General features: G+C 69.5%; 17 protein-coding genes. 16 read left to right on the top strand and 1 reads right to left on the bottom strand.

Annotated elements, in window-relative coordinates:
* The first annotated feature begins 114 nt into the window (after positions 1–114).
* From QRN26_RS18515 to der, 15 genes are all read left to right on the top strand, one after another.
* Positions 115–1,149 (top strand): HAD-IIA family hydrolase, encoded by a 1,035-nt coding sequence (locus QRN26_RS18515; protein ID WP_285037848.1) that lies wholly within the window; start codon positions 115–117, stop codon positions 1,147–1,149.
* A gap of 82 nt (positions 1,150–1,231) precedes the next feature.
* Positions 1,232–1,390: a hypothetical protein gene (locus tag QRN26_RS18510; protein ID WP_164488330.1), complete on the top strand. Its 159-nt coding sequence runs from the start codon at positions 1,232–1,234 to the stop codon at positions 1,388–1,390.
* Positions 1,391–1,393: 3 nt separating this feature from the next.
* Entirely contained in the window at positions 1,394–2,245 is an 852-nt protein-coding gene (locus tag QRN26_RS18505) for a TlyA family RNA methyltransferase (RefSeq protein ID WP_285037847.1), read from the top strand.
* A 4-nt stretch (positions 2,246–2,249) separates the two neighbouring features.
* Positions 2,250–3,260 carry an NAD kinase gene (locus QRN26_RS18500; protein ID WP_285037846.1) on the top strand — a complete coding sequence of 337 codons (1,011 nt, stop codon included), beginning with the start codon at positions 2,250–2,252 and terminating at the stop codon, positions 3,258–3,260.
* On the top strand, positions 3,257–4,954 hold the full coding sequence (gene recN, locus QRN26_RS18495) for a DNA repair protein RecN (RefSeq protein WP_285037845.1): 1,698 nt from the start codon (positions 3,257–3,259) through the stop codon (positions 4,952–4,954). The genes QRN26_RS18500 and recN overlap by 4 nt, the downstream gene beginning before the upstream one ends.
* Positions 4,955–5,040: 86 nt before the next feature.
* Complete coding sequence (gene pyrG, locus QRN26_RS18490) at positions 5,041–6,735, top strand: CTP synthase (RefSeq protein ID WP_228507220.1); 1,695 nt, start codon at positions 5,041–5,043, stop codon at positions 6,733–6,735.
* Positions 6,728–7,366: an NUDIX domain-containing protein gene (locus QRN26_RS18485; RefSeq protein WP_285037844.1), complete on the top strand. Its 639-nt coding sequence runs from the start codon at positions 6,728–6,730 to the stop codon at positions 7,364–7,366. The genes pyrG and QRN26_RS18485 overlap by 8 nt, the downstream gene beginning before the upstream one ends.
* Before the next feature lie 3 nt (positions 7,367–7,369).
* Positions 7,370–8,305, top strand: a complete 936-nt coding sequence (gene xerD / locus QRN26_RS18480; RefSeq protein ID WP_056777146.1) for a site-specific tyrosine recombinase XerD — start codon at positions 7,370–7,372, stop codon at positions 8,303–8,305.
* Between the two features lie 85 nt (positions 8,306–8,390).
* Positions 8,391–9,266, top strand: a complete 876-nt coding sequence (locus tag QRN26_RS18475) for a ParA family protein (protein WP_056011089.1) — start codon at positions 8,391–8,393, stop codon at positions 9,264–9,266.
* Positions 9,267–9,282: 16 nt separating this feature from the next.
* Positions 9,283–10,137: a segregation and condensation protein A gene (locus tag QRN26_RS18470; protein WP_502927759.1), complete on the top strand. Its 855-nt coding sequence runs from the start codon at positions 9,283–9,285 to the stop codon at positions 10,135–10,137.
* Positions 10,130–10,765: an SMC-Scp complex subunit ScpB gene (gene scpB, locus QRN26_RS18465; protein WP_285037843.1), complete on the top strand. Its 636-nt coding sequence runs from the start codon at positions 10,130–10,132 to the stop codon at positions 10,763–10,765. Before QRN26_RS18470 ends, scpB begins: the two co-directional genes overlap by 8 nt.
* Positions 10,731–11,552, top strand: a complete 822-nt coding sequence (locus tag QRN26_RS18460) for a pseudouridine synthase (protein ID WP_285037842.1) — start codon at positions 10,731–10,733, stop codon at positions 11,550–11,552. Before scpB ends, QRN26_RS18460 begins: the two co-directional genes overlap by 35 nt.
* The gene (locus tag QRN26_RS18455; RefSeq protein WP_056005161.1) at positions 11,549–12,649 is read left to right on the top strand and encodes a prephenate dehydrogenase; all 1,101 of its coding nucleotides are present in this window, start codon (positions 11,549–11,551) and stop codon (positions 12,647–12,649) included. Before QRN26_RS18460 ends, QRN26_RS18455 begins: the two co-directional genes overlap by 4 nt.
* Positions 12,650–12,657: 8 nt before the next feature.
* Positions 12,658–13,392, top strand: a complete 735-nt coding sequence (cmk, locus tag QRN26_RS18450; RefSeq protein ID WP_056005164.1) for a (d)CMP kinase — start codon at positions 12,658–12,660, stop codon at positions 13,390–13,392.
* Positions 13,379–14,887 (top strand): ribosome biogenesis GTPase Der, encoded by a 1,509-nt coding sequence (gene der, locus QRN26_RS18445; RefSeq protein ID WP_056005168.1) that lies wholly within the window; start codon positions 13,379–13,381, stop codon positions 14,885–14,887. Before cmk ends, der begins: the two co-directional genes overlap by 14 nt.
* A 97-nt stretch (positions 14,888–14,984) precedes the next feature.
* On the opposite strand, the gene QRN26_RS18440 is transcribed toward der, so the two are convergent.
* On the bottom strand, positions 14,985–15,632 hold the full coding sequence (locus tag QRN26_RS18440; RefSeq protein WP_285037841.1) for a TetR/AcrR family transcriptional regulator: 648 nt from the start codon (positions 15,630–15,632) through the stop codon (positions 14,985–14,987).
* A gap of 141 nt (positions 15,633–15,773) precedes the next feature.
* Here QRN26_RS18440 and QRN26_RS18435 point away from each other — a divergent pair, with 141 nt between their 5' ends.
* A complete protein-coding gene (locus tag QRN26_RS18435; protein ID WP_285037840.1) occupies positions 15,774–16,688 on the top strand; it encodes an NUDIX domain-containing protein in 915 nt (304 codons plus the stop codon).
* Positions 16,689–16,756: the final 68 nt, after the last annotated feature.

The raw sequence follows: 16,756 nt of genomic DNA, 5'->3' as shown, positions 1-16,756 counted from the left end.
ATGCTGATGCTGATGCTGATGCTGATGCTGATGCTGATGCTGATGCTGATGCTGATGCTGACGCTGACGCTGACTCCGAGGTACAAGTGGAGCTGCCAAAGGAGGCGCCGGCCGATGAGTCCGCTGCTGACGAGAAGGCCTAAGCCCGTGACCCCCCTCGACGGTGTCGACGTCGTGCTCGCCGACCTGGACGGCGTCGTCTACGCCGGACCGAACGCGATCCCGCATGCGGTGGAGTCGTTGAACCTCGCCGCGACACACGTGCGGGTCGGCTACATCACGAACAACGCCTCCCGGACCGACGCCTCGGTCGCGCAACACCTGACGGACCTTGGCCTCACCGTGGCACCCGCCGAGGTCGTGACGAGCCCCCAGGCCGCCGTGCGACTCCTGGCGGGCCTCGTGCCTGCCGGTTCCACCATCCTGGTGGTCGGCGGCGCCGGCCTCGTCGACGAGGTGGAGAAGGGTGGCTTCGTCGTCACCCGATCGGCCGAGGACTCGCCGGCCGCCGTGATCCAGGGCTTCGCCCCGGAGGTCGGATGGTCACACCTCGCCGAGGCGGCCTTCGCCCTGCAGACCCCACAAGCGGACGGAACTGAACTGCCCTGGGTCGCCACGAACACCGACTGGACCATTCCCCAGGCCCGCGGTATCGCACCCGGCAACGGAACGCTCGTCTCAGCCGTCCACACCGCCGTCGGACGGCTCGCCACGGTCGCCGGCAAGCCCGAAGTACCGATCTTCGACGAGGCGAAGGTGCGCTTCAACGCGTCCAAACCGCTGTTCATCGGCGACCGGCTCGACACGGACATCCTCGGGGCGAACCGCGCCGGCATCGCCTCCGCGCTCGTCCTCACCGGGATCGATCGAGCCAAGCATGTCCTCGCGGCTGACCAGCACTCCCGGCCGACGTTCATCCTCGAAGACCTGCGGCAGCTGCACGAGCCGTACCCGGTCACGACGATGTCACGGGACGGCAAGGCGGCGACCGTCGGTGCCGCGACGGTCCGCATCCGCGGCAACGACGTCGTCGTGGAATCGAGCGGTCCGACGAAGATCGATCTGCTCCGTGCCGCGTGCGCGGCGATCTGGGCCTCCGGCCGGGCGATCTACGGGCTCAACGTCCCGGAGCACCTGTACGCGGAATGAACGCGCTCTCGGCCGCTACCGGCCGTGTTCGCCCTCAGCGCTCCCACCCGACGACGGTGGTGGTGGCCGGTAGGGTTGCCCTGTGACGAATGAACCGGAGGACCCGAGCAACAGCCTCCTGTCCCGCGTCCACCGCATCGACGAGCAGCCGCTCGGGGAGCGTGCCGCCGCCTACGGCGAACTCGTCGATGAACTCCGGGCAACGCTCGAAGGGAGCGACTCGCCGAGGACCTCGGCATAACGCATGCAGAACCTACCCGAACCGCCCGCAGCACCCGACACCGCTGAGGAGGACCGCTCGCCGGTCCGCCTCGACGCCGCCCTCGCCACCCGTGGGCTCGCCCGGTCCCGAACCCATGCAGCGCAACTCGTCGCCGACGGGCTGGTCACCGTGGACGGACGGACCATCGTCAAAGCAGCGCATCGGGTACGGCCCGACGCGAAGCTCACCGTCGCCGCGACCGACCACTACGTGAGCCGCGCCGCGCACAAACTCCTCGCCGCGCTGGACGCGTTCCCCGTCTCCGTCGAGGACGCCCTGGTCCTCGACGCCGGGGCCTCGACCGGCGGATTCACGCAGGTCCTCCTCGAGCGCGGCGCCCGACGGGTGGTCGCGCTGGACGTCGGCCATGACCAGCTCGTCCCGCAGCTGCGCGAGGACGCGCGGGTGCAGGTCGTCGAAGGATGCAACGTCCGATTCCTCACCCCTGAACAGTTCCGAGAATTGACCGGCGACGACGAGCGGCCGTCGGTCGTGGTCGGCGACCTCTCCTTCATCTCCCTCACACAGGTGCTTCCGGCCCTCGCTGGCGTGGCGGCGGCCCCCGCCGAGCTCGTGCTCCTCGTCAAGCCGCAGTTCGAGGTCGGGCGTGGAGGCGTCCGCGAAGGCGTCGTCACCGACGCCGCGCTCCGAGCGGACGCCGTCGCCGGCGTCCTGTGGGCCGCCTGGGACCTCGGACTGGGCACGGCCGGGCTCATCCCGTCGCCCATCGTCGGCACGCACGGCAACCGTGAGTACGTCGTGTGGATATCGGCTGAGCACGGCCGCAATCCGACAGAATGGATGCAGCAGATCACCTCGATGGCTGGAGCGTAACCCGATGCCACACCCCACCGATCCGACCGTCGCGGCGAGGAACATCCTGGTCGTCGCGCACACGGGCCGTGACGACTCCCGCGACGCCGCGGTCCTCGTCTCCCGACTGCTGCTGGACGCAGGCGTCCGCCCCGTGCTGAGCGCCCTGGAGCGCGCCGACCTCATCGCCGTCGACCCGGAACTCTCGGTCGTCTCCGTCCTCCACGACGAGGTCGGGCTCGGCGACATCGAGCTGACCATCGTGCTCGGTGGCGACGGCACGATCCTGCGCGCCGCCGAGGTCACCCGCGGCTCGGCTGCCCCGCTGCTCGGCGTGAACCTCGGCCACATCGGGTTCCTCGCCGAGAGCGAACGCGACGACCTCACCGAGACGGTCGAACGGGTCGTCCGACGCGACTACTTCGTCGAAGAGCGGATGACGCTGTCGGTGCGGGTGAAGGTCGGGGCCGAGGTCGTCTACGAGACCTGGGCGCTCAACGAGGCCACGGTCGAGAAGGCGAGCCGGGAGCGCATGCTCGAGGTCGTCATCGAGGTCGACCAGCGTCCGCTCTCGTCGTTCGGTTGCGACGGTGTGGTCATCTCGACACCCACCGGTTCCACCGCGTACAACTTCTCCGCAGGCGGGCCCGTCGTGTGGCCGTCCGTCGAGGCCATCACCCTCGTCCCGCTCAGCGCGCACGCGCTGTTCGCCAAGCCGTTGGTCGTCGGTCCGGAGTCGGCTCTCGCCGTGGAGGTGCTGGAGCGCACCGACGGGCTCGGTGTCCTCTGGTGCGACGGTCGCCGCGCGCGCGACCTCCAGCCGGGCGCGCGGGTCGTGGTCCGACGCTCGTCGGTGCCGGTGCGTCTGGCGCGTCTGCACGAGAGCACCTTCACCGACCGCCTCGTCAACAAGTTCCGGCTCCCGGTCACCGGCTGGCGTGGCCCCACCGGTCGAGAGGAGCCCATGACCGGCACGATCCACCTGCCGGGTCCGACGACCACCGGCCACGACGACGATCAGGACGGCACTGCATGATCGAAGAGATCGAGATCCGCGACCTCGGGGTCATCGCCTCGGGCACCCTTCCGCTGGGACCAGGTTTCACGGCCGTCACCGGTGAGACGGGCGCAGGCAAGACCATGGTCGTCACCGCGCTCGGCCTCCTCCTCGGACAGCGCTCGGACAGCGGCGTCGTCCGCGCCGGCCAGAAGCAGACCAGTGTCCAAGGACGCTGGTTGGTGCCGGCGGAGGGCGCCGTCGCAGATCGCGTCCGCGAAGCCGGGGGAGACCTCGACGAAGCGGGCGAGGCGGCGGAGCTGTTGCTCGGACGCATCGTGACCGCCGAGGGACGCGGTCGCGCGATCGTCGGTGGGCGCACAGCACCCATCGGGATCCTGTCCGAGCTCGGCGAGCAGCTCGTGGTGGTGCACGGACAATCCGATCAGATCCGCCTGCGGGCTGCACCCGCTCAGCGGGACGCACTCGACCGGTTCGCCGGCGAACCGCTCCACCAGGCGTTGGCCGACTACCAGGAGCGGTACCGCCGACTCATCGAACTGCGGACCGAGCTCGAGACCCTCACCGGCGAACGCGACGCCCGCCTGCTCGAAGCCGAACAGCTGCGCGCCGCGCTGGCGGAGATCGAGCAGGCGGACCCGCAACCCGGGGAGGACACCGAGCTCGCGGAGCGTGCCGATCGACTCACGAACCTGGAGGAGCTGCGGCTCTCTGCGGCCGGCGCACGGGAACTCGTCTCCGCCGAAGCCGGCGAGGAGAGCGACGTCGTCGGACTCCTCGAAGGCGCCCGGCGGCAGCTGGACCGCGCCGCGGTCCACGACCCGGCCCTCGGCGCGATCGCCGCGAGCGTGGCGAACGCGAGCTACCTTGCGGCCGAGATCGCCGCCGAGCTCTCCAGCTACCTGGCCGGACTCGACGAGGACGGCGCCCGCGAACTCGAGGTCGTGCAGGAACGCCGCGCGACCCTCGCCACACTGGCCCGGAAGTACGGCCCGACCGCCGACGACGTCCTGCAGCTCCTCGAGACCGGGAGCACCCGCCTCCTGGAACTCGACGGCGACTCCGACCGCATCACCCAGTTGGTGGGTGAGGTCGAGCGCCTCGTCGGCGAGGTCGACACGGCCGCCGCGGCGCTGAGCGCGGTCCGGGTCGAGGCGGCTGCCCGACTGGGAGCAGCGGCCAGCACCGAACTGCGTTCGCTCGCCATGGCCGAAGCCGAGCTGGTCGTCGAGGTCACCGACCGCGACGACCTCACGGTGCACGGCAAGGACGCGATCGCCTTCCTCCTCCGACCCCACGCCGGAGCGGAACCGCGCCCGCTGGGGAAGGGCGCTTCGGGTGGAGAGCTCTCTCGCGTGATGCTGGCCCTCGAGGTCGTCATCGCCGGAGCGGACCCCGTCCCGACCTTCGTGTTCGACGAGGTCGACGCCGGTGTCGGCGGTGCTGCGGCGATCGAGATCGGTCGCCGTCTCGCGGCCCTCGCCGAACGGTCCCAGGTGATCGTCGTCACCCACCTCGCGCAGGTCGCGGCCTTCGCCAACAACCACCTGAGCGTGGTCAAGGGCGGAGACGGGTCCGTCACGGCCTCGAGCGTCCGTCAGCTCGTCGGTGCGGACCGCGAAGCGGAGATGGCCCGGTTGCTCTCAGGCCTCGCGGAATCGGACAGTGGCCTCGCCCACGCCCGCGAACTGCTCGCCCTCGCCGCCTCATGACGACGGTCCTGTGCAGGAATCGACACGGAAGCCCGAACTGGATGGTAGGATAAAAGCCCGTGGTGAATACTTCTGAAGCGGGCAACCTGAACTCCTCGACCGACGACATCGTCCCGGGCTCCAACGGCACGACCAAGCACATCTTCGTGACTGGTGGTGTCGTTTCTTCGTTGGGCAAGGGGCTCACTGCCGCCAGTCTCGGCAACCTGCTGACCGCACGCGGGCTCCGGGTCGTCATGCAGAAGCTCGACCCGTATCTCAACGTCGACCCCGGCACGATGAACCCGTTCCAGCACGGCGAGGTCTTCGTGACCGACGACGGCGCCGAGACCGATCTCGACATCGGCCACTACGAGCGCTTCCTCGACATCGAGCTGAGCCAGGCGGCGAACGTCACGACGGGGCAGATCTACTCAACCGTCATCGCCAAGGAGCGCCGCGGCGAGTACCTCGGCGACACCGTGCAGGTCATCCCGCACATCACCGACGAGATCAAGCGCCGGATGCGCCTCCAGGCGTCCGAGACGCCGCAGCCCGACGTGATCATCACGGAGATCGGTGGCACGGTCGGCGACATCGAGTCGCAGCCGTTCATCGAGTCGGCCCGGCAGATCCGTCACGAGCTCGGCCGGAACAACGTCTTCTTCGTGCACGTGTCCCTCGTGCCGTACATGGGCGCCTCGGGGGAGCAGAAGACGAAGCCGACGCAGCACTCGGTCGCGGCCCTCCGCTCCATCGGCATCCAGCCCGACGCCCTCGTGCTTCGCAGCGACCGCCCCGTGACGGAGAGCAACAAGCGCAAGATCGCGCTCATGTGCGACGTCGACGAGGACGCCGTCGTCAACGCGGTGGACGTGCCGAGCATCTACGACATCCCCACGATGCTGAACGACCAGGGCCTCGACGCGTACATCGCGGACCGGCTCGGCCTCGTCACCAACGACGTCGACTGGAGCGGCTGGGCGGATCTCCTCGAGGCCGTGCACCACCCGAAGCACGCGGTCACCATCGGCCTCGTCGGCAAGTACATCGACCTCCCCGACGCCTACCTCTCGGTCACCGAGGCGCTCAAGGCCGGTGGATTCGCGCACGACACCAAGGTCAGCATCCGGTGGATCCCGTCCGACGACTGCGAGACGGTCGAGGGAGCGATCAAAGCGCTCGCCGATGTCGACGGCATCTGCGTCCCCGGCGGCTTCGGTATCCGCGGGATCGAGGGCAAGCTCGGCGCCCTGAAGTTCGCCCGCGAGAACGGCATCCCGGTGCTCGGACTCTGCCTCGGCCTGCAGTGCATGGTCATCGAGTACGCTCGCAACATCGTCGGACTCGAGGGCGCGAGCTCCTCGGAGTTCGACCCCGACACGCAGTTCCCCGTCATCGCGACGATGGCCGAGCAGGTCGAGATCATCGCCGGCGGCGACCTCGGCGGGACGATGCGCCTCGGTTTGTATGCGGCGAAGCTCGACGAGGGCTCGATCGTCGCCGAACTCTACGGGTCGAACGAGGTCTCGGAGCGCCACCGTCACCGCTACGAGGTGAACAACGGATACCGCCAGCAGATCGCGGACGCCGGTCTGCAGTTCTCCGGCCTCTCGCCCGACGGCACGCTCGTCGAGTACGTCGAGCTGCCGCGCGAGGTGCACCCGTTCTACGTCGCGACGCAGGCCCACCCCGAGCTCCGTTCGCGTCCGAACCACGCCCACCCGCTGTTCGCCGGCCTCGTCGGCGCCTCGCTCGAGCGCCAGCAGGCGAGCCGACTGTTCGACGTCGCCAATGGTTGAGTCGAACGACACCGTCGGAGCGTTGCGCGACGAGGCACACCAGGTCGACGTCGTCTCCTCGGAGCGCGCCTTCGAGGGCAAGGTCTGGGACATCCGCCGCGAGACGTTCCGGTACGGCGACGGCGAGGTCGTCCGCGAGTTCGTCGATCACACCGGAGCGGTCGCCGTGCTCGCGCTCGACGCCGAGGACCGGGTGCTGCTCATCCAGCAGTACCGCCACCCGATCGGCGAGCGCGACTGGGAGCTCCCGGCAGGGCTGCTCGACATCGCGGGGGAGGACCCGGCGGTCGCCGCGGGTCGTGAACTCGAGGAGGAGGCCGACCTGGTCGCCGGCTCCCTGCAGCTCCTGACGGAGTTCTACACCACCCCTGGTGGCAGCAACGAGTCGATCCGCATCTATCTCGCCCGCGACCTCACCGCGACCACCGAGGCGTTCGCCCGCGCCGAGGAGGAGGCGGACATCCGCATCGAGTGGGTGCCGCTCGACGATGCGGTGGCGGCGGTGCTCGACGGCCGGCTCCACAACTCGATCCTCATGATCGGTGTCCTGACCGCTGCTGCGGCTCGCGATCGAGGGTGGTCGACGCTGCGCGACAGCGGCGACTCCACGATCGGACCGGGCGGAGCCTGAGGCGTGGCGCTCGATCGCGCGGTCGCCGACTACCTGCGGCACATCGCGATCGAGCGCGGCCTGTCGGCCAATACGCAGGCCGCCTACCGGCGGGATCTCGACGGTTACCTGGCCTGGCTCGGCGCGCACGGCGTCGATGAAGCGGCCGCCGTCACCGCCGCGCATGTGTCGGAGTACACCGCGTCGCTGCGGACGCCGGAGGGACAGCCGGTCCGGGCGTCCTCGCTCGCCAGGGTCCTGTCCTCCATCCGCGGGCTCCACCGGTTCCTGCTCGACGAGCAGCTCGTCGAGGTGGACGTGGCGCGGGAGGTGCGCCCGCCGAAGCTCCCCGGACGCCTGCCGAAGGCGATCACGATCGACCAGGTCCGGGCCCTGCTCGAGACGACCGACGGCGACGAATTGCTCGCGATCCGCGACAAGGCGCTCCTCGAGCTGCTCTATGCCACCGGCGCCCGGGTCTCGGAGGCGGTCGGCCTGAACGTCGACGACGTCATCGACACCGACATCGTCCGGTTGCTCGGCAAGGGTGGCAAACAACGGATCGTGCCGCTCGGGAGCTTCGCCCGCGAAGCGGTCGACCGCTATCTGGTCCGGGTCCGTCCCGTCTTCTCAGCCCTCGGTCGTTCCACGCCGGCACTCTTCCTCGGGCAGCGTGGCGCACGCCTGTCCCGGCAGAGTGCCTGGCTCATCCTGCAGCGTGCGGCCGAGCGCGCGGGACTCGAAGCGCACATCTCGCCGCACACCCTGCGGCACTCGTTCGCCACCCACCTGTTGCAGGGCGGGGCCGACGTCCGGGTCGTGCAGGAACTCCTCGGTCACTCCTCCGTCGCGACGACGCAGTTGTACACCCTGGTGACGGTCGACAACCTCCGCGACGTGTACACGCAGTCGCATCCGCGGGCCAGATGGACCGCGGGCGGAGCGGCACCCCGGGCCTGAGCCGCGGCCCGGTAGACTCGTCACTCGAACGACAGCAAGCGGGAGCGAGGCAACACCGGTGGCCGGTACGAAGCACACGAGCGCAGTGCAGCACGCTGCGCGCAAGACCGCCGCCGAAGCGAACCCGAACGGCCCCACCGGCCGCCCGCGTCGCGAATTCGCGGTCCCGCCGACCCTGGCCCAGCACGGCCCGGCGCGCATCATCTCGCTCTGCAACCAGAAGGGCGGGGTCGGGAAGACGACGACCACCATCAGCCTCTCGGCCGCGCTGGCCGAGTACGGCCGTCGCGTCCTCGTCGTCGACTTCGACCCGCAGGGCGCACTGTCCGCGGGGCTCGGTATCTCGACCCACGATTCGAACACCGTGTACGACCTGCTGCTCGGCACCGTGAAGGACCCGGCGGAGGTCATCCAGCACACCGCCATCGACGGTCTCGACGTCCTGCCGGCGAACATCGACCTCTCCGCCGCCGAGGTCCACCTCGTCAACGAGGTCGCGCGCGAGACGATCCTGGCCCGGGTGCTGCGGAAGGTCTCCGACGACTACGACGTCATCCTGATCGACTGCCAGCCCTCGCTCGGCCTGCTCACCGTCAACGCCCTCACAGCGAGCCACGGGGTGCTCATCCCGCTCGAGTGCGAGTTCTTCGCCCTGCGTGGCGTCGCGCTGCTGATCGAGACGATCGACAAGGTCCGCGACCGCCTCAACCCGGCGATCGAGCTCGACGGCATCCTCGCGACCATGTACGACTCCCGGACGCTGCACTCGCGCGAGGTGCTCGAGCGGGTCGTCGACGCGTTCGACGACAAGGTGCTCGAGACGGTCATCGGCCGGACCGTGAAGTTCCCGGACGCGAGCGTCGCCGGAACCCCGATCACCGAGTTCGCACCGGAGCACGCGGCAGCGAAGGCCTACCGTCAGCTGGCGAGAGAGCTCATCTCCCGTGGCGCGATCGCCTGATCCCGCGCGGTCGTCCGTGGCCGTCCTTCCTCCGGCCGACGAGACCGGCACGCACCCCACCGAGGCGTCGTCCGTCGAACCTGCGGCGACTCCGTCGTTCCGGGTGTCGTTCGACGGCTTCGAGGGCCCGTTCGATCTCCTGTTGTCGCTCATCGGCAAACACGAGCTCGACATCACCGAGGTGTCACTCAGCCGCGTGACCGACGAGTTCATCGGCTACCTGCGCACCCTCGAGGCCGACGACGAGCTCGATCAGGCGAGTGAGTTCCTCGTCGTCGCGGCCACGCTGCTCGACCTCAAGATCGCCGGCCTGCTGCCGCAAGGTGAGCTGGTCGACGCCGAGGACGTCGCCCTGCTGGAGGCGAGGGACCTCCTGTTCGCGCGCCTGCTCCAGTACCGCGCCTTCAAGCAGGCGTCGGCCTGGTTCGCCGAACGCCTCGAACGGGAGTCGGCGCGTCATCCCCGTTCCGTCCGCCTGGAGGAGCAGTATCGTCGCCAGACTCCGGAACTCGTCTGGACGCTGACGGCCCAGGATTTCGCGGCACTGGCGACGCTCGCGTTCACGCCACGCGAGCTGCCGACCGTCGGACTCGACCACCTGCACGCGCCACTCGTGAGCATCCGCGAGCAGGCCGCGCACGTCGTCGCCATCCTCCGCAGCGGCGGATCCCACACGTTCCGTGAACTCGTCGCCGGTGCCGAGCAGAAGGGCGTCGTCATCGCCCGGTTCATCGCCGTGCTCGAGCTCTACCGCCACGCCGCGCTGTCGTTCGAGCAGATCGAGCCGCTCGGCGAGCTCACATTGCGTTGGACGGCCGAGACCTGGGACGACGACAGCCTCGCGAACCTGGGAGCCGATTACGATGCCTGAGCGGTCCGACGAGCCGATCGACCGGCCTGCCGACGTGGTGACGAGCCTCCCGCCCGAACCCGAGCCGGTACCGGCACCGGACGTCCCGAGGGCGCTCGAGGCGATCCTCATGGTGGCCGACGAGCCGCAGAGCCTCGTGAACCTGGCTGCAGCCGTGCACGTCCCGGTCGGAACAGTGCGGCGTGCCATCGCCGAACTCGTGGCCGACTACGACGGGGAACGCGGCGGCGTGCGACGCGGCTTCGAGCTGCGCGAGGTCGGTGGCGGATGGCGGTTCTACGTCCGAGCAGACCACGACGCCCTCATCGCAGACTACGTGGTGTCGCAGAACCCGACGAAGCTCTCGCAGGCGGCGCTCGAGACCCTCGCGGTCATCGCCTACAAGCAACCCATCAGCCGTGGGGCGATCGCGTCGATCCGTGCCGTCAACGTCGACTCCGTCGTCCGGACGCTTCTCGGACGCGGTCTCATCACGGAGATGTTCACCGACAGCGAGACGGGTGCCATCAACTACGGCACCACCGATCTCCTGCTCACCCAACTTGGTATCAACGCCATCGAGGAGCTGCCGCGGATCTCGCCGTTGCTCGACGATGGCCGGGAAGGATTCGACAGTGACCAGCACTGAACCAGAGGGCATCCGCTTGCAGAAGGTGCTCGCGAACGCGGGCGTCGCCTCCAGGCGCGTCTCCGAGCAGCTCATCGAGGACGGGCGTGTGGAGGTGAACGGCGTCGTCGTGACCGAGCTCGGCTCACGCATCGACCCGGAGCACGACCTCGTGTCGGTCGACGGCAGCGCCATTCAACTCGACGCTTCGAAGCGGTACCTCATGCTCAACAAGCCTGTGGGCATCTACAGCTCGCTGAAGGACGACCGGGGCCGCCCCGATCTGCGCCGCTTCACCGAGCAGTACGAGGAGCGGTTGTTCAACGTCGGGCGCCTCGACGCCGAGACGAGCGGCCTGCTCATCCTCACGAACGACGGCGATCTGGCCCACGTGCTCGCGCATCCGTCCTTCGGCGTGCAGAAGACGTACATCGCGAAGGTGACCGGCAAGGTGACCCCGCAGGTCCTCGCGAAGTTGACCGCGGGCATCGACCTGGAGGACGGACCCATCTCCGCCGACAAGGCGCGGCTCCTCGGCACCGAGGACGGCTTCAGCCTGGTGGAGCTCACGCTGCACTCCGGCCGCAACCGGATCGTCCGCCGCATGCTGGACGCCGTCGGGCACCCGGTCGTGGACCTCGTCCGTCGCCAGTTCGGCCCCCTCCACCTCGGCACCCTCGGGTCCGGGCAGCTGCGCGAGCTCACCAAGGACGAGCTCGGCGCCATCCTCACGATCGCGCGTGCGCACGGCCCTGAGGCGCGTGCAGCCGACGGCACCGCGGCGGAGGCGTCGGAGCCGACCGAATGACCGACGTCGTCGCCTCGCCACCGCGCGTCCAGGGTTCCGTCCGCATCGTGGGAGCCGGGCTGCTCGGCGCGAGCATCGGTCTCGCGCTGCGCGCCAAGGGCGTCGACATCATCCTCGACGACGCGTCGCCCAGCCAGTTGCGTCTCGCCATCGACTACGGAGCGGGTCGTGGTGCCGAGGCGACCGACACCCCGTCCGTCGTCGTCATCTGCGTCCCGCCGGACGTCACGGCCCGCGTGATCGAGGCCGAGCTGGCGGCGTTCCCGGATGCGGTCGTCACCGACGTCGCGAGCGTGAAGCTCGAACCGTATCGGGCGCTGCTCGAGCGCGGCGTCGACCTCACCCGGTACATCGGCTCCCACCCACTCGCCGGGCGCGAGCGAGGCGGAGCCATCTCCGCGCGGGCGGACCTCTTCCTCGGTCGTCCCTGGGTGATCTGCCGCGACGCGGAGACCCCCGCCTGGGCGCTGGCACAGGTCGAGGGACTCGCGCTCGACCTCGGGACCATCCCGATGGAGATGACCCCCGAGGAACACGACCGGTTCGTCGCGCTCGTCTCGCACACCCCGCAGCTCGTCGCGAGTCTCCTCGCCGCGCAGCTGCGGGACGCGGAGGAGGGTGCCATCCAGCTCGCCGGCCAGGGCCTCCGCGACACCGTCCGCATCGCGTCGAGCGCGCCCGAACTCTGGGTGCAGATCCTCAGCGCGAACCATGCCGAAGTCCTCCCGGTGTTGGAGCGGCTGTCCACCGACCTCGACTCGGTCATCTCGTCGCTCCGTGACCCGGAGGTGCCAGGCGCACGCCGCACGATCGCGGACACGATCGCCGCCGGCAACACGGGCGTCGCTCGGCTGCCGGGCAAGCACGGACAGAACCGCCGGTTCGCCAGCATCGTCGTCCTCCTCGACGACCGTCCTGGCCAGCTGGGCGCACTGTTCACGGAGCTCGGCGAGATCGGCGTGAACATCGAAGACCTGCGTCTGGAGCACTCGCCCGGCGCGAACATCGGTCTCGCGGAGGTCCAGGTCCTCCCCGAGGTCAAACAGCGCACCGTGGACGACCTCGAGTCGCGCGGTTGGCGCATAGCAGAGGTATAGGAAGAGACATGACTGAACAGCACCCCACCAGCACCGACGCGTCGACGCAGGCCGCACCCGTCGTGGTCGCGATCGACGGGCCTGCCGGCAGCGGGAAGTCGAGCGTCAGCAAGGCCGTCGCGCGCCGGCTCGGCTACCGGTACCTGGATACGGGCGCCTGGTACCGCGCGCTCGCCCTGCACACCGTGGAAGCCGGTGTCGATCCGGAGGACTCAGCGTCCGTCGTCGCCTCGCTCGAGGCCTTCGGTGAGGCGTTCTCCGTCTCGCTCGACCCGGATGTCACCGCCTTCTCCTTGGGCGGGCAGGACGTGACGGAGGAGATCCGCGGGCAGCGCGTGACGGCGGTCGTGTCGGCCGTCGCAAGGGTCCCCGAGGTGCGTGCGTGGATCAACGACACGTTCCGATCGCTCATCGCGGGCGTCGATCGTCCGGGCATCGTCGTCGAGGGACGGGACATCACGACCGTCGTCGCACCGGATGCTCAGGCTCGGATCCTGCTCACGGCGTCCGAAGCGGCTAGAATGGCCAGGCGTTCAGCGGAATTCGAGAGCCACCCTGCCGGCGACGTCGCGGAACAACTGCAGCGGCGTGATCGGGCGGACTCCAGGGTCGTCGACTTCATGAACGCGGCGGACGGAGTGACCACGGTCGACTCCACGCACATCGACTTCGACGAGACGGTCGACGCGGTCGTCCGCGTCACCGAATCCCTCACAGCAAGGAACTCCCATGGCTCACGATGACGAGCAGTTCGACGGAGGCCCCGACGACCTCGCGGACCGCCTCCAGGACATGGACGAGGAGCTAGCGACCCAGCGGGCCGCGTCCCTCCGCTCCGGCCTGGCCGACTACGACCTCGAGGGCGACGACCTCGACATCCTCGACGGCGCGACGGAGGACCCCGACGAGATCCGGTTCCTGCCGGCCCTGCCCGTCGTGGCCATCGTCGGCCGCCCGAACGTCGGCAAGTCCGCGCTGGTGAACCGCATCCTCGGCCGCCGCGAGGCCGTCGTCGAGGACACCCCCGGCGTCACCCGCGACCGCGTCAACTACAAGGCCGAGTGGAACGACCGTCGCTTCACGGTCGTCGACACCGGCGGGTGGGAACCCGACGCGAAGGGCATCGACGCGTCGGTCGCCGCGCAGGCCGAGATCGCCATCGACCTCTCCGACGTCGTCATCTTCGTCGTCGACGCCATGGTCGGCGCCACGGCGACAGACGAGCAGGTCGTCAAGCTGCTCCGCAAGACCGGTCGTCCGGTGTTCCTCGTCGCCAACAAGGTCGACGACGCCCGCCAGGAGCCGGAGGCCGCTGCGCTCTGGAACCTCGGCCTCGGCGAGCCCTACCCGGTCTCCGCGATCCACGGTCGCGGCGTCGCCGACCTCCTCGACACGATCCTCAAGGTGCTCCCGCAGGTCTCGGCCGTCGCGAAGGACGAGTTCGGTGGCCCGCGCCGCGTCGCGATCCTCGGACGCCCGAACGTCGGCAAGTCCAGCCTGCTGAACAAGACCGCGGGGGAGGAGCGCGTCGTCGTCAACGACCTCGCCGGCACCACTCGCGACCCGGTCGACGAGCAGATCGAGCTCGGCGGCAAGATCTGGCGCTTCGTCGACACCGCCGGCATCCGTCGTCGCGTGCACCTCTCGCAGGGCGCCGACTTCTACGCTTCGCTCCGGACGAGCACCGCACTCGAGAAGGCCGAGGTCGCGGTCGTGCTCATCGACGTGACCGAGGTGATCAGCGAGCAGGACGTCCGCATCATCGACCTCGTGCTCGAGAGCGGGCGTGCGCTCGTCCTCGCGTTCAACAAGTGGGACCAGCTCGACGACGAACGCCGCAAGTACCTGGAGCGCGAGATCGAGCAGGACCTCTCGCACGTCTCCTGGGCTCCCCGCGTCAACATCTCGGCCCGCACCGGTCGTCACCTCGAACGGCTCGTTCCGGCACTCGAGGTCGCCCTCGAGTCGTGGGACATGCGGATCCCGACCGGCAAGTTCAACGCCTTCCTCGCGGAGCTCACCGCGGCGCACCCGCACCCGCTGCGCGGTGGCAAGCAGCCGCGCATCCTGTTCGGGACGCAGGCGGCCAGCCGGCCGCCGACCTTCGTGCTCTTCACCACGGGATTCCTCGACCCGGGTTACCGCCGATACGTCGTGCGGCGCCTGCGCGAGATCTGGGGCTTCGAGGGCACGCCGATCAACGTCAACATGCGCGTCCGCGAGAAGCGTCAGCGCTGATCCGACGCACGATGCTCCGCCGCAACGGCGGGCGCTGACGAAGGCCCGGGACCGCTCGATGAGCGATCCCGGGCCTTCGCCGTGCCGGAGCACACGCTCAGAGGTGTGGCGGGGTGACCTCGACCGCAGGGGCGAGCACCGACTCGGCGTCCGCGTCGAACGGCCACCAGCTCGGCAGCAGTTCGCCGGTCAGCTGCAGGAATCCTTCGATGTCGCGTGGCCCCGGGGTGTCGAGCCACACGCGGGACGCGCCGACGAACCCGGCCGACACGAAGTTGGCCGCCGAGCGGATGAAGACGTCGCGCTGTTCGGGGCTGAGGGACTCCTCGTGCGGGAGGCTGATCGCTCCGCGGTCGAAGATGTCCAGGATCGTGGCGGTGAAGATCCGGTTGAGCATCGGCTGCAGGCTCGCTCCGATGACGTCGTCGTCCAGCCCCACCCGGTAGATGTCGGCGCGGTCGTCGATGTGGCGGAGGGTCGCCACGGTGAGGCGCACGATCGCGGCGGGTGCGTCGTCGGCCGACACCGTTGCCAGGTGGGTGACGCTCAGCTCCGTCAGTTCCTCGGCCAGTACCGACTCGAGCAGCTCGCACGGTGCCGCTGCGTGTTGGTAGAAGGTCGACCGGTTGATGCCGGCGCGGGCTGCGATCTCGGAGACGGACATCTCGCTGGTGGGGCGCTTGGCGGCGAGTTCCAGGATCGTTTTGGCGAGGCGAGCCCGCGTCCTGCGTTGACGTGCGTCCATGGTGGTCCTTCGCGTGAATCGGTGGGGAGGGCGCGGCTGCGTCCGATGTGCTGATATTCAAGATATAACATACTCCATCAGGTGGTGGAGAGTTTGTGCACAGCGGGCGTGCGGCACGGGGTTTCGTGACAGGCTTGAAGCATGACCGACACGCATCCGCCGAGCGACCCTGTGCGCGACGCGGGTGATGCCTGGGTCGAATCCGGAGACGGCCGTAAGTTCTGGGGCCGATTCGGAGCCGCGGGTCTCCTGGTGCACGACCCCGTACGCGGGGTGTTGCTGCAACATCGAGCCGGATGGAGTCACTTCGGCGGCACCTGGGGCATCCCGGGTGGTGCGCGTCACCAGTTCGAGGACGCCGTCGACGGTGCCGTCCGGGAGTCGAACGAGGAGGCCGGGGTGCCGGCGGACTCGATCGAGCTCCGGTTCGCCTCCGTGCTGGATCTCGGGTTCTGGTCGTACACGACGGTGATCGTCGAGGCGGTAGCACCCTTCGAACCGGTCGTCTCCGACCCCGAGAGCATCGCGCTCGCCTGGGTGCCGGTCGCCGAGGTCGAGACCTTGCCGCTGCACCCCGGCTTCGCCGACTCCTGGCCCGAGCTCCGGGCGCAGCTCGACTGCCGGGTCACCATCGTCGTCGACGTCGCCAACGTCGTCGGTTCGCAGCCGAACGGGTGGTGGAAGGACCGCGCGGGTGCCGCGCAGGGCTTCGTCTCGCGCCTGGTCGGTCTCGCTCATGCAGGCACCGACGCGTCCGCCCTCGGGCTGGACTTCGACCGGTGGTGGCCGGCATACGTCGCCGTGGTCGAGGGCCAGGCTCGTGGCGCTCGGCCGGACGCCACTGCAGCCGGGGCCGGTCCGTCATCGCGCGCGGGCGTCTCGGTCGTCGATGCGGCGGGGAGCGGCGACGACGCGATCGTCGACGTCGTCGGCGGGCTCCAGGGGGCCGTCGTGGTGGTGACCTCGGATCGCGGACTCCGCGAGCGGGTCGAGCGACTAGGTGCGACGACACGCGGCGCGGCTTGGTTGACCGATCGGCTCGACCGCACCGTCTGACCCCTGAACCGGATGCGGATCTGCGGTTGTCAAGCGGTCCGGTCGCATCCCCGGTGGAGCATACGGGT

This window comes from Plantibacter sp. ME-Dv--P-095 (assembly GCF_030209365.1).
GTDB lineage: Bacteria > Actinomycetota > Actinomycetes > Actinomycetales > Microbacteriaceae > Plantibacter.
The sequence above is the reverse complement of the archived record's forward strand: the minus strand, read 5'-3'. Positions and strand labels throughout refer to the sequence as shown.

Bases quoted from the DNA above. Each gene is read 5' to 3' on its own strand.
- scpB (WP_285037843.1), top strand. From the start codon at position 10,130: ATGCCTGAGCGGTCCGACGAGCCGATCGACCGGCCTGCCGACGTGGTG.
- QRN26_RS18440 (WP_285037841.1), bottom strand. From the start codon at position 15,632: ATGGACGCACGTCAACGCAGGACGCGGGCTCGCCTCGCCAAAACGATC.
- der (WP_056005168.1), top strand. From the start codon at position 13,379: ATGGCTCACGATGACGAGCAGTTCGACGGAGGCCCCGACGACCTCGCG.
- QRN26_RS18505 (WP_285037847.1), top strand. From the start codon at position 1,394: ATGCAGAACCTACCCGAACCGCCCGCAGCACCCGACACCGCTGAGGAG.
- QRN26_RS18435 (WP_285037840.1), top strand. From the start codon at position 15,774: ATGACCGACACGCATCCGCCGAGCGACCCTGTGCGCGACGCGGGTGAT.
- QRN26_RS18515 (WP_285037848.1), top strand. From the start codon at position 115: ATGAGTCCGCTGCTGACGAGAAGGCCTAAGCCCGTGACCCCCCTCGAC.
- QRN26_RS18460 (WP_285037842.1), top strand. From the start codon at position 10,731: ATGGCCGGGAAGGATTCGACAGTGACCAGCACTGAACCAGAGGGCATC.
- cmk (WP_056005164.1), top strand. From the start codon at position 12,658: ATGACTGAACAGCACCCCACCAGCACCGACGCGTCGACGCAGGCCGCA.
- QRN26_RS18485 (WP_285037844.1), top strand. From the start codon at position 6,728: ATGGTTGAGTCGAACGACACCGTCGGAGCGTTGCGCGACGAGGCACAC.
- QRN26_RS18455 (WP_056005161.1), top strand. From the start codon at position 11,549: ATGACCGACGTCGTCGCCTCGCCACCGCGCGTCCAGGGTTCCGTCCGC.
- QRN26_RS18500 (WP_285037846.1), top strand. From the start codon at position 2,250: ATGCCACACCCCACCGATCCGACCGTCGCGGCGAGGAACATCCTGGTC.
- recN (WP_285037845.1), top strand. From the start codon at position 3,257: ATGATCGAAGAGATCGAGATCCGCGACCTCGGGGTCATCGCCTCGGGC.